Annotated in this window: 11 protein-coding genes; 8 read left to right on the top strand and 3 right to left on the bottom strand. The window is 69.2% G+C overall.

Annotation, left to right across the window (positions count from 1 at the left end):
* Nucleotides 1-3: 3 nt before the first annotated feature.
* From OG885_RS05805 to OG885_RS05815, 3 genes are read right to left on the bottom strand one after another with little or no spacing between them, the layout of a single operon-like run.
* Nucleotides 4-822, bottom strand: coding sequence for a carbohydrate ABC transporter permease (locus tag OG885_RS05805; protein ID WP_405742595.1), 819 nt, complete (start codon nucleotides 820-822; stop codon nucleotides 4-6).
* A gap of 29 nt (nucleotides 823-851) precedes the next feature.
* The gene (locus OG885_RS05810) at nucleotides 852-1,817 is read right to left on the bottom strand and encodes a carbohydrate ABC transporter permease (protein ID WP_405727029.1); all 966 of its coding nucleotides are present in this window, start codon (nucleotides 1,815-1,817) and stop codon (nucleotides 852-854) included.
* 35 nt (nucleotides 1,818-1,852) lie between these two features.
* The gene (locus tag OG885_RS05815; protein WP_405727032.1) at nucleotides 1,853-3,175 is read right to left on the bottom strand and encodes an ABC transporter substrate-binding protein; all 1,323 of its coding nucleotides are present in this window, start codon (nucleotides 3,173-3,175) and stop codon (nucleotides 1,853-1,855) included.
* A gap of 209 nt (nucleotides 3,176-3,384) precedes the next feature.
* On the opposite strand from OG885_RS05815, the gene OG885_RS05820 reads away from it, so the two are divergent.
* From OG885_RS05820 to wecB, 8 genes are all read left to right on the top strand, one after another.
* Nucleotides 3,385-4,413: a LacI family DNA-binding transcriptional regulator gene (locus tag OG885_RS05820; protein WP_405727035.1), complete on the top strand. Its 1,029-nt coding sequence runs from the start codon at nucleotides 3,385-3,387 to the stop codon at nucleotides 4,411-4,413.
* 122 nt (nucleotides 4,414-4,535) lie between these two features.
* Nucleotides 4,536-7,814, top strand: coding sequence for a discoidin domain-containing protein (locus tag OG885_RS05825; protein ID WP_405727037.1), 3,279 nt, complete (start codon nucleotides 4,536-4,538; stop codon nucleotides 7,812-7,814).
* The gene (locus tag OG885_RS05830; RefSeq protein ID WP_405727040.1) at nucleotides 7,811-9,301 is read left to right on the top strand and encodes a family 43 glycosylhydrolase; all 1,491 of its coding nucleotides are present in this window, start codon (nucleotides 7,811-7,813) and stop codon (nucleotides 9,299-9,301) included. Before OG885_RS05825 ends, OG885_RS05830 begins: the two co-directional genes overlap by 4 nt.
* 127 nt (nucleotides 9,302-9,428) lie before the next feature.
* Nucleotides 9,429-10,022: an acyltransferase gene (locus OG885_RS05835; protein WP_405727043.1), complete on the top strand. Its 594-nt coding sequence runs from the start codon at nucleotides 9,429-9,431 to the stop codon at nucleotides 10,020-10,022.
* A 281-nt stretch (nucleotides 10,023-10,303) separates the two neighbouring features.
* The gene (locus tag OG885_RS05840; RefSeq protein ID WP_405727046.1) at nucleotides 10,304-11,470 is read left to right on the top strand and encodes a hypothetical protein; all 1,167 of its coding nucleotides are present in this window, start codon (nucleotides 10,304-10,306) and stop codon (nucleotides 11,468-11,470) included.
* The gene (locus OG885_RS05845; protein ID WP_405727049.1) at nucleotides 11,467-12,237 is read left to right on the top strand and encodes a WecB/TagA/CpsF family glycosyltransferase; all 771 of its coding nucleotides are present in this window, start codon (nucleotides 11,467-11,469) and stop codon (nucleotides 12,235-12,237) included. The genes OG885_RS05840 and OG885_RS05845 overlap by 4 nt, the downstream gene beginning before the upstream one ends.
* A complete protein-coding gene (locus tag OG885_RS05850; protein ID WP_405727052.1) occupies nucleotides 12,237-13,496 on the top strand; it encodes a nucleotide sugar dehydrogenase in 1,260 nt (419 codons plus the stop codon). The genes OG885_RS05845 and OG885_RS05850 overlap by 1 nt, the downstream gene beginning before the upstream one ends.
* A gap of 3 nt (nucleotides 13,497-13,499) precedes the next feature.
* On the top strand, nucleotides 13,500-14,633 hold the full coding sequence (wecB, locus tag OG885_RS05855) for a non-hydrolyzing UDP-N-acetylglucosamine 2-epimerase (RefSeq protein WP_405727055.1): 1,134 nt from the start codon (nucleotides 13,500-13,502) through the stop codon (nucleotides 14,631-14,633).
* The last annotated feature ends 39 nt before the right edge of the window (nucleotides 14,634-14,672 follow it).

A 14,672-nucleotide genomic window follows, 5' to 3' on the forward strand; every position in this document is an offset into this window, starting at 1 on the left:
CCATCATCCCTTCAGCGCACCGGACATGAAGCCTCGTACGTAGTGCCGTTGCAGGAGCAGGAACACGAGAAGGCAGGGCACGGCGAGGACCACCACGCCCGCCTCGGTGGCCCCGTAGTCGACCGCGCCCATGCTCTGCTGGCGCAGGTTCGCGACGGCGAGCGGCAGGGGTGCCTTCTCGCTGTCGGAGATGAGGATCAGGGGCGCGATGAAGTCGTTCCACGCGGCGAGGAACGCGAACAGGCCGACGGTGATCAGCCCGGGCCGTACCGCCGGGAGCAGCACCCGGCGCAGCGCGCCCGCCGTGCCACAGCCGTCGACGAGCGCCGACTCCTCCAGTTCGCGGGGGACCGCCTCGAAGGAGATCCGCATCATGAAGGTGGCGAAGGGGAGTTGGAACATGGCGAGGACCAGGCTCAGCCCGATCAGTGAGTTCTGGAGGTGGAGCCGGCCGAGGAGTACGTAGAGCGGGATGAGAAGGGTGGCGTAGGGGACCATGAGGATGGCCAGTGTCAGCAGGAACAGGGCGTTCTTGCCCGGGAACCGGAAGCGGGCGAAGGCGTACCCGCCGAGCAGGGAGACGCCGAGGGTCAGGGTGACGGTGAGGCCCGAGACCACGGTGCTGTTGAGGAGGTACTGCCCGAGGCCGGCGTCGTAGTCCAGCAGGGTGCGGTAGTTGCCGAGGCCGTAGCCGGAGTCCTGTGCGGTGCCGGGCTGTTCGCTGACCGAGGCCCAGGTGTTCCACAGCAGGGGGAACAGGAAGATGACGGCCAGGCCCCCGGCGACGACGTAGTAGGGGGTTCGGCCGAGCGTGGTGCGCATGGTGGAGTCGTCCTTCCTCACGTCCCTCCTCATGACTCGTCGGCGCGGTGCAGACCGCGGAACTGGGCGGCGTTGAGCAGCAGCAGTGCGGCGAGAACGAGGATCGACAGGGCCGCGGCGGTACCGAGGTTCAGCCGCTGGAACGCCTCGCGGTAGATCAACTGCACGATGGTGACGGTGCTGTTGTCCGGTCCGCCCTTGGTGAGGACGAAGAACTGGTCGAAGGCGAGCAGCGATCCGGTCACGCACAGCAGCAACGACAGTGCGAGGGAGGGGCGGAGGAGCGGCAGCGTGATGCCGCGGAAGATCTGGCCGCGGCTCGCTCCGTCCATGCGCGCGGCCTCGTACAGCTCGTGCGGGATGCGTTGCAGGCCGACCAGCAGGATCAGCATGTAGAAGCCGGCGAACTTCCAGACGACCAGGAACACCGTGGACAGCAGCGCGGAGGTCGGTGTGCCGAGGAAGGACACCGGGTCGTCGACCAGGCCCAGTTTTTCCAGGGTGCGGCTGACGGGGCCGGTGGTGGGGCTGTAGAGGCCCCAGAAGAGCAGCGACGCGGAGGCGAGACCGAGGGCCCCGGGCAGGAAGTAGACGGTGCGGAAGAACCCGGCGCCGGGGCGGGACTCCTGGACCAGCAGGGCGAGCAGGAGGGCGAGTCCGAGGAGTACGACGGTGACGAGCGCGGTGTAGAGGAGTGTGAAGCGGACGGCGGGCCAGAACAGGGTGCTGTCGGTGACGTCCGTGAAGTTCTCGGGGGCGTTGCCGCCCTGGTCGCCCGCTATCAACGGCCAGTCGTTCAGGGACATCCGGCCGACCAGGAGCAGGGGCAGGACGAAGAAGACGGCGACGTAGACGGCGGTCGGGGCCGCGTATCCGATCCCCTGGAGCGTGCGGGAGCGCCACAGGGGTCGGGTCGTACGGGATCGGCGGGCCGGGCGCTCTTCGGGCCCGGCCCGGTGGTCGGCGGCCGTGCGGTCGGGCGCCTTCACCTGCATGGCTCTCCAGTCGGTCGGCAGGACGTCCGGTCTGCTCAGTCGGCCAGTGAGGCGCTGACCGCCTCGTTGTCCTTCCGCACGTTGGCCCCGTCGCCGAAGACGGCGTCGCGCATCAGCGTCAGCCAGGGCCCGTTGGGGTCGTTGAAGGTCTGGCCGAACTTCAGGGCGTACGGCGTGTGCCCGTCGGCGACGAGCTGGTTGATGGTGACCAGGCGGGGGTCGGCGGCGGAGTACTTGTTGGAGGCGAGGTCGGTGCGCGCCACCACGTCCTTGTGTGCGGCGACCACGTCGACCTGTGCCTTGTCGCCGACGGACCAGGCGAGGAAGTTCCAGGCCTGGTCGGCCTTCTTGCTGGTGGCGGCGATGCCGATGGAGTCCCCGCCGACGAAGGTGGCCTTGCCGCCGTCGGGTCCGGGGATCGGCGCCACGCCGAGGTCGAGGTCCTTGGGCATCAGGCCGAGGGTGGTGGACGGCATGGGCATCACGCCGACCTTGCCCTTGGGGAAGACACCGGTCCAGGTCGCGCCGGTCTCGTCGCGGGCGCCGGGGGCGACGATGTCGTCCTTGACCCAGCCGCGATAGGTGTCGTACACCTGCTGCGCGGTGGGCGAGTCGAGGGTCGCGGCGGTGCCGTCCTTGTCGAGGACGTCCTGGCCGGCGGCCCAGATGGACGGCCACCAGGTGAAGACACCGCAGCCGCCGCAGTTGCCGCCGAAGAAGGTGCCGTCGACTCCGCCGCCCAGGGCGTCCACTGCCCGTGCCTGCCGGTCCCATTCGGCGAGTGTGGTGGGCGGCTTCTCGGGGTCGAGCTTCGCCTTGCGGTAGAGGTCCTTGTTGTAGAACAGCACCGACAGATCGAGGGTGTGCGGGACGACGTACTTCTTGCCCTCGTACGTCCCGGCCTTGATGTGCGACTGGGCGAGGCTGTCGGCGAAGGGCAGCTTGTCGATGCGATTCGTGAGGTCGGCGAAGAGGCCGCTGGAGGTGTAGTTCGGCACGAACACGACGTCCGAGGCGAACAGGTCGGGCAGGTCGCGGGAGCCGGCCGCGGCGCCCACCTTGGCCTGGTAGTCGTCGGTGGGGACGACGGTGAGTTCGATCTTGTTCTTGTGGCTGTCGTTGTACGCCTTGACCAGCGCCTCGCTCTGCGGACGGGTGGCCGCGCGGGTCCACATCGTGAGGGTGGCGCCGTCGTCGACGCCGTTCACGTGCGTGGCGGAGCCGCCGCCCCCACCGCCGTCGTCCTTGCCGTCGTCCCCTGAGCCGCAGGCGGTGACCAGGCCGGCCACGGTCAGCAAGGCGGCGGCCGTGGTGACGAGGCGGCGGACAGGGCCGCGCGATCCAGTCGGGCTCCCCATGACGATCTCCCTCCGTGAACGCGCACCGGGAAGAAACGAGCCGAAAAGGCTTTCGTCAAGCTAGAGCCGAGGTGAATACCCGTCAATCCCCTGTGCACGAGGAGAGTTTCAGGCCCCCTCCGCCCTCTGTGCAGGAGACGAGTTTCGGGTGTGGGCCGAAACATCTCGCGTACGGTTTAGGGACGCGACGTGAGACAGGAGACCTCCTCATGACATCTGCGCCCGGCCCGGCCCGCTCGCACACCGCCACGCTCTCCGACGTCGCCCGGCTGGCAGGCGTGTCCGTCGCCACCGCGTCCAAGGCCCTCAACGGCCGCAGCCAGGTGCGCGCCGAGACCAGGCAGCGGGTGATCGAGGCGGCGGAGCGGCTGTCGTTCCGGCCCAACCAGCTGGCCCGGGGCCTGCTCGCGGGGCGGACCGGCACGGTCGGGCTGCTCACCAGCGACCTGGAGGGCCGGTTCAGCATCCCGATACTGATGGGCGCCGAGGACGCGTTCGGAGCGGGCGAGGTGGCGGTGTTCCTGTGCGACGCCCGGGGTGACGCGATCCGTGAACAGCACCATGTGCGGGCCCTGTTGGGGCGCCGGGTCGACGGTCTGATCGTCGTGGGCAGCCGGACCGACCCGCGTCCGTCCCTGGGCCGCGGCCTGCCCGTACCGGTGGTGTACGCCTACGCACCCTCGGACGATCCGGAGGATCTGTCGATCGTGCCGGACAACGTGGACGCCGGGCGGATCGCGGTGCAGCATCTGCTGGCCTGCGGCCGGACACGGATCGCGCACATCACCGGCGACCCGGGGTACGCGGCGGCGCACGACCGGGTCGCGGGGGCGCGGGCGGCACTCGCCGACGCGGGGTTCTCGCTGGTCGGCGAACCCCGTTTCGGGTCGTGGTCGGAGGGGTGGGGGCGGGCCGCGGTCGCGCTGCTGCTCGACCAGCACCCGGACGTCGACGCCGTGCTGTGCGGCAACGACCAGATCGCCCGGGGCGTGGTGGACGTGCTGCGTGAGCGGGGACAGCGGGTGCCGGAGGACGTGGCGGTGATGGGCTTCGACAACTGGCAGGTGATGACGTCCGGTTGCCGTCCGCTGCTGACCAGCGTGGACATGAACCTGGAGCAGGTGGGGCGGGCCGCGGCCCAGGCTCTGTTCGGCGCGATCGCCGGCTCGCCGCGCCCGGGGGTCGAGGCGCTGCCCTGCCGGGTGGCGATCCGCGGGTCCACGGCCCACCTGTCCTGAAGCGCGGATGCGCCAACTCCCCTCCCCCCCCCACCTCCCTTGACACTCCCTCAGCTCGCTCCTACGTTGCGAAAACCTTTTAGGTTCGTTTCAGAGCCGTCGTTTCAGCAAAGGGGAGCCCGATGCGAAGACGAACAGAGTCCGGCTTACAGCGCCTGCCAGTCGTCCTGGCACTCCTGATCGGTTCCGTCCTGACCGCGACGCCCGCGGCCCGGGCCGCGCAGACCATCGGCTTCCCCACCTTCAACGGCCCCGCGATCCCCGCGCCGCCGGTCGCCCAGACGACGGGCGACATGATGCGTGCCGTCTACGACGCCGAGAGCTCGGGCACCGACTTCTGGATGGACCGTCTGCTCGCCCGCACCGGCAACGACCCGGCCGGGCCCTGGCTGATGAGCCGCGGACGGGCGCTGTTCATGAAGACGCACGATCCGGCGGTGCTGGGCTTCGGCGGCCATGTCGCCTACTGGGAGAGCGTCAACGACAACAACGCCTACACGGTGGCGATCACCCCGGGCACCTTCACCGAGCAGGTCGCCCAGCGGCGGCAGACGCCCAGCCACTGGAAGAGCGTCCACACCAGCGGGACCATCTCGGTCGAGCAGACCAAGTTCATCACCGACAACAACGTCGCGGTCACCAACCTGGCGATCAAGAACAACGGCAGCAGCGCGACCACCCTGCAACTGCGGGCGACCTCGCCCTACGCCACGACCGGCAGCGGCAGTGAGCTGACCGGCCAGGTCAACGCGTACAACAACCTCACCACCCTCCGCCCCCGCCTCACCGGCGACGGCTTCACGGTGTCGGGCGGTGGCCTGAACCGGTCCGTGACCATCGCGGCCGGCGCGACCGTGACCACCAAGGTGGTGATGGGCTTCGTCACCGACGAGATCCCCGAGTCGCTCACCGAGTACAGCGCCTACGCCGGCTACTCCCCCGCGACCGCCTTCGCCACCCACGTGCGCGCGTACAACCTGTGGTGGGCGCAGAACGTGCCCTACATCGACGTGCCCGAACCGGCGATCAAGAAGAACATTTATTACCGCTGGTGGCTGATGCGCTTCAACAACCTCGACGCGGACATCCCCGGGCAGACCTTCCAGTTCCCGACCTCCGTCGAGGGCGCCCTCGGCTACAACAACGCGATCGCGCTGACCCAGCCGATGCACATCGACGACCTCAAGTACCTGCGCAATCCGGCCTATTCGTACGGGGACTGGCTGAGCGTCGGCCAGACGTCCAAGGGCGCCCGGTTCCTCGACAACCCCGGCGATCCGGAGAACTGGTCCAACAGCTACACCCAGTACATCGCCGAGGCGGCCTGGAAGAGCTACCAGATCCACGGCGGCCAGCCCGCCATAGCCGCCCAGCTCGCACACTACGCCGAGGGCGATGTGAAGGGTCAGCTCGCCTACTACGACCACGACAACAACAAGCTCATCGAGTACGACTGGGGCGCGCTGACCGGCAACGACGCCGACGCCGTCTCCTTCCACTGGAAGTCCGGCACCATGGACCGCGCCGAGTCCGCCTACCAGTACAGCGGCGCGCTCGCCGCCGCGCAGGCCTACGAGGCGACCGGCAACACGGCCAAGGCCACGGAGATGCGCACGCTGGCGACGCAGATCAAGGATGCCATCGTCAACGTCCTGTGGAATCCGAACCGGCAGTTGTTCGAGCACCGGCTCAAGTCGACCAATGAATGGGTTCCTTGGAAGGAGATCAACAACTACTACCCGTTCTCGGTCGGCGCGATCCCCAACACCGACACCTACAAACAGGCGCTGCGGCTGTACGACGACCCGGCGCAGTACCCGGTGTTCCCGTTCTACACCGCCAACCAGGTCGACAAGCAGGCTGCGGCCGACGCCGGGAACCCCGGCTCCAACAACTTCTCGACCATCAACTCCACGGTCCAGTTCCGGCTGTACTCGTCGGTGCTGCGCAACTATCCCAACTCCTGGATGAGCGCGAACGACTACAAGAAGCTGCTGTACTGGAACACCTGGGCGCAGTACGTCGGCGGCAACACGCAGTGGCCGGACGCCAACGAGTTCTGGGCTGACTGGAACGGCAGCTCGATCGACTACCGCTCCTGGATCCACCACAACATCCTGGGCAGCAGCAACTGGACGGTCATCGAGGACGTGGCGGGGCTCAGGCCGCGCAACGACGCCAAGGTGGAGCTCTCCCCCATCAACATCGGCTGGGACCACTTCACCGTCAACAACCTGCGCTACCGGGGCGCCGACCTGTCCATCGTGTGGGACGACCCGGCCGACGGCGTGGTGCGCTACCCGGGCATCCCGGAGGGCTACTCGATCTACGTCGACGGCAACCGCGTCGCCACCGTCAACTCGCTGGTCCCCCTCACCTGGGACCCGGCCACGGGTGACGTGACCACCAGCGGCACGGTCACGCACCACATCGCGGTGCCCGGCCTCAAGGCCCCCAACCAGGTCGTGCAGGACAGCCCCCGCATGGTCGACATGCTCGCCAAGGCCGGCGTCGACCTCACCGCCGACCTGACCAACCTGGCCGCCGGGGCGACCGTGTCCGCCTCCTCCACCGGCTCCGGCAGCAGCGTGGCCGGCGCGGTCGACGGCTACCCCACCAACGAGCCCTTCTGGGGCGCGGGCGGCTCCGCCAACAACCAGGACTGGTACGAACTCAACCTCGGCACCGCGCGCACCCTCAACGAGGTGCGTCTGTACTTCAAGGACAGCCGCCCCGCGAGCACCACCTACCGGGCCCCCTCCTCGTACGCCGTCCAGTACTACAACGGCAGTGCGTGGGTGAACGTGCCGAGCCAGACCAGGAGTCCGGCCGCACCCCGCGCCAACTACAACCTGGTGCAGTTCCCGGCGATCAGCGCCCAGCGCGTCCGTGTCCTCGCCACCAACGCCTCCGGCGCCAGGACCGGCCTGACCGAGGTGAAGATCTACAACCGGGGCGGGGTGCAGCCACCCGCCAACCAGGCGACGTCGGCGACGCCGACCGCGTCGTACACCTCACCCTGGGAGGCCGTCACCGCGATCAACGACGGCGTCGATCCGCCGTCGTCCAACGACACCGTCAACCCGCGCTGGGGCACCTGGCCGGAGACGGGCCAGCAGTGGGCGGAGCTGACCTGGCCGACCGCCAGGGCGCTCAACAAGGCGGACGTCTACTTCTTCGACGACGACCAGGGCATCGACATGCCCTCCGCCTGGAAACTCCAGTACTGGAACGGCAGTTCCTACGTCGACGTCCCGGGCCCGAGCACGTACTCGCTCACCAGGAACCAGTACAACAGCGTCACCTTCACCGCGACGAGCACCACCCGACTACGGGTGCTGCTCACCAGCAACGGCACGAACTCCGTCGGCCTCCTGGAAGCAAAGGTGTACGGCCCGTGACCCGTTCCAGATGTCTGTCCGCGCTCATCGCCCTGCTCACGCTCGCGGTCGCCTTCCTGGTGGCGCCGTCGACCGCTGCCGCCGCCGTCGCGTTCACGTCGACCGGCGTGAACCAGAACGGCGGCAACTGCCTGGACCCGCCCGGCAGTTCGACCACGGCCGGTGCGCAACTGCGTGCGTTCACCTGTAGCTCCGGCGCGAACCAGAATTTCAGCTTCACGCCGGTCTCCGGGACGACCGACGTCTACACGATCACCACGCAGTCCGGCCAGTGCGTCGACGTGTACGGTGCCTCGACCGCCGACAACGCGGCGATCATCCAGTGGCCCTGCCACGGCGGCACCAACCAGCAGTGGCGGCTGGTGCCGGTGTCGGTGAGCGGTACCGACAGGACCTTCAACCTGGTCGCCGTCAGCTCCGGCAAGTGCGTGACACCGAGCGGGGGTTCGTCGGCGTCCAACACCAACCTGGTGCAGCTGCCGTGCAGTGCGGCGAACGGCAGGGTGTGGCGGCTGCCCGCGTTCACCGGGGGCGCGGCGAAGACGTACACCAACCCGCTCTCCCAGCACGGCCCCGACCCCTGGCTGACGTACTACGACGGCTCCTACTACCTGGCCACGACCACCTGGAACTCGACGATCACCATGCGCAGGTCCAGCACCCTCGCCGGGCTCGCCACGGCGACGGACCAGGTGATCTTCAACCTGACCCGGCCCAACGGGGCGGGCACCATGTGGGCGCCGGAGTTCCATCTGCTGGACGGTCCCAACGGCAAGCGGTGGTACTTCTACTACACCGCCGGGCGGGAACCGTACGACCTCGGCACCCAGCGCATCCACGTGCTGGAGAGCGCGGGCCTCGACCCGATGGGCCCCTACTCCTTCAAGGCCGATCTGCTCGACCCGACGCAGGACAACACCTGGGAGCTGGACCCGAGCATCCTCCAGCTCAACGGGCAGCTCTATCTGCTGGGCACCTTCTACAACGGCTCGCAGCCGATGTTCATCCGCCCGCTGTCCAACCCGTGGACCGCGAGCGGCACCCGCCGCGTCCTGTCCACGCCGACCTACAGCTGGGAGACGGTGGGCGGCGCGGTCAACGAGGGTGCGGAGGTGCTCCAGCGCAACGGGAAGACGTTCATCGTCTACTCCGCCAGCCACTGCTCCACACCCGACTACAAGCTGGGCATGCTCACCTACAACGGCGGTGATCCGCTCGACTCCGCGTCCTGGGTGAAGTCGCCGAACCCGGTGTTCCAGCGGTCCAACGCAGGCGGCGTCTACGGGCCCGGACACAACGGCTTCTTCAAGTCGCCGGACGGGACCGAGGACTGGATCGTCTACCACGCCAACAACTCCACGAGCGGCGGTTGCGACATGAACCGGACGACCCGGGCGCAGAAGTTCACCTGGAACGCGGACGGCACGCCGAACTTCGGGACACCGGTGGCCCTGGGGGTCGCACTACCGGCGCCTTCCGGGGAGTAGGCCCCGCGTTCACCCCGAGTGGCCGGATGCATGGCCATGACGCGGCGGAACCCTTCGACCCGTAGCCAGCGAGCGATCGGTGATCGATGATGAGCGCTCCGTGCGACTTGAAGAAGGGTTCCGCCCGATGAACGTCAGAATTCAGCCCACCGCCCAGGTCGACGAGACGGCCGTCCTCGGCGACGGGACGACGGTCTGGGACCTGGCCCAGATCCGCGAGGACGCCCGGCTGGGCGGCGGATGCATCGTGGGCCGGGGGGCCTACGTCGGTCCCGGGGTGCGGATCGGTGACAACGTGAAGCTGCAGAACTACGCCCTGGTGTACGAGCCCGCGGTGCTCGGGGACGGGGTGTTCGTCGGCCCGGCGGCCGTGTTCACCAACGACTACTTCCCCCGTTCCGTGGATACCGAGGGGAAGCTGAAGCGCGGCGGTGACTGGGAGGCGGTGGCCGTCACCGTGGCCGACGGGGCCTCCGTCGGGGCCCGTTCGGTCTGTGTGGCCCCGGTCCACATCGGTCGTTGGGCGTTGGTCGCGGCGGGGGCCGTGGTGACCAAGGACGTCCCGGACTTCGCACTCGTGGCGGGTGTGCCGGCGCGCCGGATCGGCTGGGTCGGGCGGGCCGGCGTACGCCTGGTGGAACGGGATCCGGGCACGTGGGAGTGCCCGGAGACGGGCGGGCTGTACGACGAGAAGGACGGCGGGCTCGTCGAGCGCGCATGACTCCTGTTTCCAGCCGTTCCCAACTGTTTCCCTCAAAGGCCAAATCATCGAACATCTACAGGCATAACATGTGTGCGAAGTGTGCAGACCATGCACAATGACCGCACAAGCCAGTAGTGCCCAGGGGGGGTTACGGGGTGGTGGGGACACCTGTGTCCGCGTCCAGGAGTGACAGCCGCTCCGGCGCCTGACGTCAGCCTTCCGTCGTTGGCCGAATGTGGCCCGACGTTTCACCAGTCTGTCCAACACAGGGCCCACAGGGGGGTTGGTGTGTCCCAAAGATGACCATGTCACGTCTGGCCGCGCTCGGTCGTGAAGAACCGTCGCTGCTCGCGCTCGCCCAACGTCTCCTCACGGTGGCGGAGTTGGGTCTCCCGGCGATGCTGCTGCCCGGCAAGGAGGCCTTCGCCTTCACCATGGCCGGGCGGCGGGCGCCCGACGGTTCCTGGACCCTGGACCAGCGCGGGACCAGCACCCGGTACGCGGCCATCACCGCGCTCGGCGTGCGCTTCCTGCCCGAGGACCGCCAGCGGGCGGCGCTCGGCGGGCGCACCGCGCAGGAGTTCACGGGCCTGCTGGTGGAATCCCTTCCCGGGGTGACCAACCTCGGCGACGCGGCGCTCATCGCCTGGGCCGCCGCCGAGACCGCCCACCCCAAGCTGTCCGACGCCCTCGCCCGGGTCGAGGCGCTGGACGCGTACGACAAGCCGCAGTACACCGTCGAGGCCGCCTGGGTGCTGTCCGCCTATGCGGCGGCCCGTGACACGGTCGACGTGGAGAGACGTTTCGCCTCGGCCCGCGACCGGCTGCTGCGGGCCCGTATCGGCGCCGGTCCGCTGTTCCCGCACGCGACAGCGCCCGGGCTGCTGCCCTGGTACCGGGCCCATGTGAGCTGCTTCGCCGACCAGACGTATCCGCTCCAGGCCCTGGCCCTCGCGCACGCGAGCGGCGACGGGGACGCCGAGGCGCTCGCCGCGGCCGAGGCCTGCGCCCAGCGGATCTGTGAGCTCCAGGGCGACGGCGGACAGTGGTGGTGGCACTACGACGCGCGCACCGGCGGGGTCATCGAGGGCTACCCGGTCTACAGCGTCCACCAGCACGCGATGGCTCCGACCGCCCTGTTCGACCTCACGGACGCCGGCGGCAGCGACTTCGGCGCGGCGATCCGCAAGGGCCTGCGCTGGATGACGGACGTACCGGAGCTGTCCGAACGCCCGGATGTCCGCGAGCCGTTGATCCTGGACGACCTCGGCGTGACCTGGCGCAAGGTCTACCGGGGCGACCCGAAGAAGGCCGTGCGCGCCGCCCGGGGCCTGACCACCCGGGCCGTTCCGGGCCTGCGCCTTGGGGTCCTGGACCGGGTCTACCGCCCGCTGTCCGTGGACCGTGAATGCCGGCCGTACGAGTTCGGTTGGATGCTCCACGCCTGGCAGGGGGGCCGCATATGAGTGGCAGACGGACGCTGTTCGGCGTCGAGCTGGACCCACTGACCATGGACCAGACCGTCGAGCGCTGCCTCGAAGCGGTGCGGGACGGCAGGCAGTTGGAGATCGGTGTCGTCAACGCCGCGAAGCTGGTGAACATGCGGCGCGACGAGCGCCTCGCCAAGGCGGTGTCCGGCTGCGATCTGGTCCTCGCCGACGGACAGGCCGTGGTCTGGGCCGGGCGGGTGCTGAAGGCCCCGCTGCCGGAGCGGGTGGCCGGGATCGATCTGTTCCTGCGGCTGCTGGCCGAGGCGGAGACGGCGGGCATGTCGGTCTACTTCCTCGGCGCCAAGGAGGAGGTGCTGGCGGAGATGGTGCGGCGGGTCGCCGCACGTTTCCCCGGCCTGAAGGTGGCGGGCCACCGCAACGGCTACTTCGACGACTCCGAGCAGGCGGCGATCGCCGATTCGATCGCCGACAGCGGCGCCCAGATGCTCTTCCTTGGCATGACCTCGCCGAAGAAGGAGATCTTCACCGCCGCGTACGGCGAACGCACCGGCGCCCGTGTGGTGCACGGCGTCGGCGGCTCCTTCGACATCCTGGCCGGGATCACCAAGCGGGCCCCGGCCGCCTGGCAGCGCCTGGGCCTGGAATGGCTCTACCGCGTGCTCCAGGAACCGCGCCGCCTGGGCCGGCGCTACCTCACCACCAATGCTGCCTTCCTTCTCATGACGGCGCGCGAGCGTTTCCGGCTCACCCCGTCGACCGCTCCCGCGAACAGGAGTCACTGATGCGTGTCGTCGTGGTGGGACAGGGATACGTCGGACTGCCGCTGGCCATCCGCGCCGCCGAGGTCGGACACGAGGTGATCGGGTACGACGTCGACGCGCGCCGGATCAAGAGCCTCGCCGCCGGTGAGTCCTTCGTGGAGGACGTCTCCTCGGAGCGCGTCCGCGCGGCGCTGGACAACGGCACCTACCGGGCGAGCGAGTCGGCCCGCGACTGCGGCGGTTTCGACGTCGCCGTCGTGACCGTGCCGACCCCGCTGCACGAGGGCACGCCCGATCTGCGGTACATCAAGGAGTCGGCGGTCACCCTCGGCCGTTATCTGCGCCCCGGCGCCACGGTGGTCCTGGAGTCGACCACCTACCCCGGCACCACCCAGGAGCTGTTCGCGCCGCTGCTGGAGGAGGGCTCGGGTCTCACCGCGGGCGCCGACTTCCATCTCGGGTACAGCCCGGAGCGGATCGACCCCGGCAACACGGTCTGGGGCTTCAAGGAGACGCCGAAGGTCGTCTCGGGAGTCAACGAGGCGTCCCTGAAGGCCGTACAGGACTTCTACGCCCAACTCGTCGACACCACCGTGCCGGTGAGCTCGCCGAAGGAGGCCGAGCTCGCCAAGCTCCTCGAGAACACCTTCCGGCATGTGAACATCGCGCTGGTCAACGAGATCGCGATGTTCGCCCACCACCTGGACATCGACGTGTGGCAGGCCATCGACGCCGCGTCCAGCAAGCCCTTCGGCTTCATGAAGTTCACGCCGGGACCCGGCGTCGGCGGTCACTGCCTGCCGATCGACCCGTCGTACCTGTCCTGGCGGGTGCAGCGCGAACTCGGCCAGAGCTTCCGGTTCGTGGAGCTGGCCAACGACATCAACAACCACATGCCGGAGTACGTGGCCCGGCGCGTCACCGACCTGTTCAACGCCAGACGCAGATCCGTCAACGGCTCGCGCGTCCTGCTGCTCGGTCTGGCGTACAAGAAGAACACCGGTGACGCCCGCGAGTCGCCGGCCCTGCGCATCTCCCAACTGCTCCTCGACATGGGGGCCCAGGTCAGGGCCGCCGACCCGCATGTCGTCGAGGGGTTGCCGGTGGACGCCCGGCTGGTCCGGGTCGAGCCGGACGCGGAGGAGCTGGCCGCCGCCGATGTGGTGGTCCTGCTCACCGACCACGACGGCTTCGACTACGAACTCATCGCCGAACAGGCCCCGTTCGTCCTCGACTGCCGTCGTCGCCTGACCCCCGGACCCACGATCGAGGTGCTCTGAACCATGCCGCGCATCGTCTGCGTAGCCGGGGCCCGCCCCAACTACATGAAGATCAAACCGGTGATGGACGCCCTGGAGCGCCGCGGCGCCGAGGTGCTCCTCGTCCACACCGGGCAGCACTACGACCCGGCCATGAACGACGTGTTCTTCGCCGACCTCGGCATCCGGCCGCCCGACCGCTTCCTCGGCGTCGGCTCCGGCAGCCACGCCGAGCAGACCGGGCGCGTGATGACCGCGTTCGAGCCCCTGCTGGTAGAGGTCGCGCCGGACATCGTCGTCGTGGTCGGCGACATCAACTCCACCCTCGCCTGCGCCCTGGTCACCGCCAAGGCGGGGCCACTGCTCGCGCATGTCGAGTCCGGGCTGCGCAGCCGCGACTGGAGCATGCCGGAGGAGGTCAACCGGGTCGCCACCGACCGGGTCAGCGACTATCTGCTGGCCCCCTCCCCCGACGCGGTCGAGAACCTGCGCGCGGAGGGGTACCGGGAGGACCAGATCCATCTGGTCGGCAACGTCATGATCGACACGCTGCTGGTCAACCTGGACCGGGCCCGCGCCTCCGACGTCCTGGACCGGTACGGGCTGACCCGGGGCGAGTTCGGTCTGGTGACCCTGCACCGGCCCGCCAACGTGGACGACCCCGAGATCCTCGCCGGGCTCCTCAAGGCCCTCGGCGAGATCGCGGGCCGCTGCCCGCTCGTGCTGCCCGTGCATCCCCGCGCGGCCGGCAAGCTGGCCGAGCTGGGCGCCCCCGGTGGCATCCAACTCGTCCCGCCCGCCGGGTACCTGGACTTCATCGCACTCCAGGACGCCGCCCGTGTCGTCCTCACGGACTCGGGCGGTGTGCAGGAGGAGACGACCGCGCTCGGGGTGCCGTGCGTGACGCTGCGGGACAACACCGAGCGGCCCATCACCGTCGAGCAGGGCACCAACGTACTGGCCGGACGCGACCCCGACCGGATCGTGGCCACCGTGCACCAGGTACTGGACGCCCCGCCCGCGCCGCGCCGACCCGAGCTCTGGGACGGCAGAGCCAGCGAACGCATCGCCGAGGTGCTGCTGAAGGGAGGCACCTCGAGCACCCGCCCGAGACCCACCGATCAACCGGGACCCACGGACCGAACGCTCCCCATATGATCCGCTTGCAACATACGCTCGTCGAACATCTGGTCACTA

Source organism: Streptomyces sp. NBC_00028 (assembly GCF_045041065.1).
GTDB lineage: Bacteria > Actinomycetota > Actinomycetes > Streptomycetales > Streptomycetaceae > Streptomyces.

What these genes read in the sequence shown, in the direction of transcription:
- OG885_RS05805 (WP_405742595.1), bottom strand. Translation starts at nt 822, where the DNA reads ATGCGCACCACGCTCGGCCGAACCCCCTACTACGTCGTCGCCGGGGGC.
- OG885_RS05810 (WP_405727029.1), bottom strand. Translation starts at nt 1,817, where the DNA reads ATGCAGGTGAAGGCGCCCGACCGCACGGCCGCCGACCACCGGGCCGGG.
- OG885_RS05815 (WP_405727032.1), bottom strand. Translation starts at nt 3,175, where the DNA reads ATGGGGAGCCCGACTGGATCGCGCGGCCCTGTCCGCCGCCTCGTCACC.
- OG885_RS05820 (WP_405727035.1), top strand. Translation starts at nt 3,385, where the DNA reads ATGACATCTGCGCCCGGCCCGGCCCGCTCGCACACCGCCACGCTCTCC.
- OG885_RS05825 (WP_405727037.1), top strand. Translation starts at nt 4,536, where the DNA reads ATGCGAAGACGAACAGAGTCCGGCTTACAGCGCCTGCCAGTCGTCCTG.
- OG885_RS05835 (WP_405727043.1), top strand. Translation starts at nt 9,429, where the DNA reads ATGAACGTCAGAATTCAGCCCACCGCCCAGGTCGACGAGACGGCCGTC.
- OG885_RS05840 (WP_405727046.1), top strand. Translation starts at nt 10,304, where the DNA reads ATGACCATGTCACGTCTGGCCGCGCTCGGTCGTGAAGAACCGTCGCTG.
- OG885_RS05845 (WP_405727049.1), top strand. Translation starts at nt 11,467, where the DNA reads ATGAGTGGCAGACGGACGCTGTTCGGCGTCGAGCTGGACCCACTGACC.
- OG885_RS05850 (WP_405727052.1), top strand. Translation starts at nt 12,237, where the DNA reads ATGCGTGTCGTCGTGGTGGGACAGGGATACGTCGGACTGCCGCTGGCC.
- wecB (WP_405727055.1), top strand. Translation starts at nt 13,500, where the DNA reads ATGCCGCGCATCGTCTGCGTAGCCGGGGCCCGCCCCAACTACATGAAG.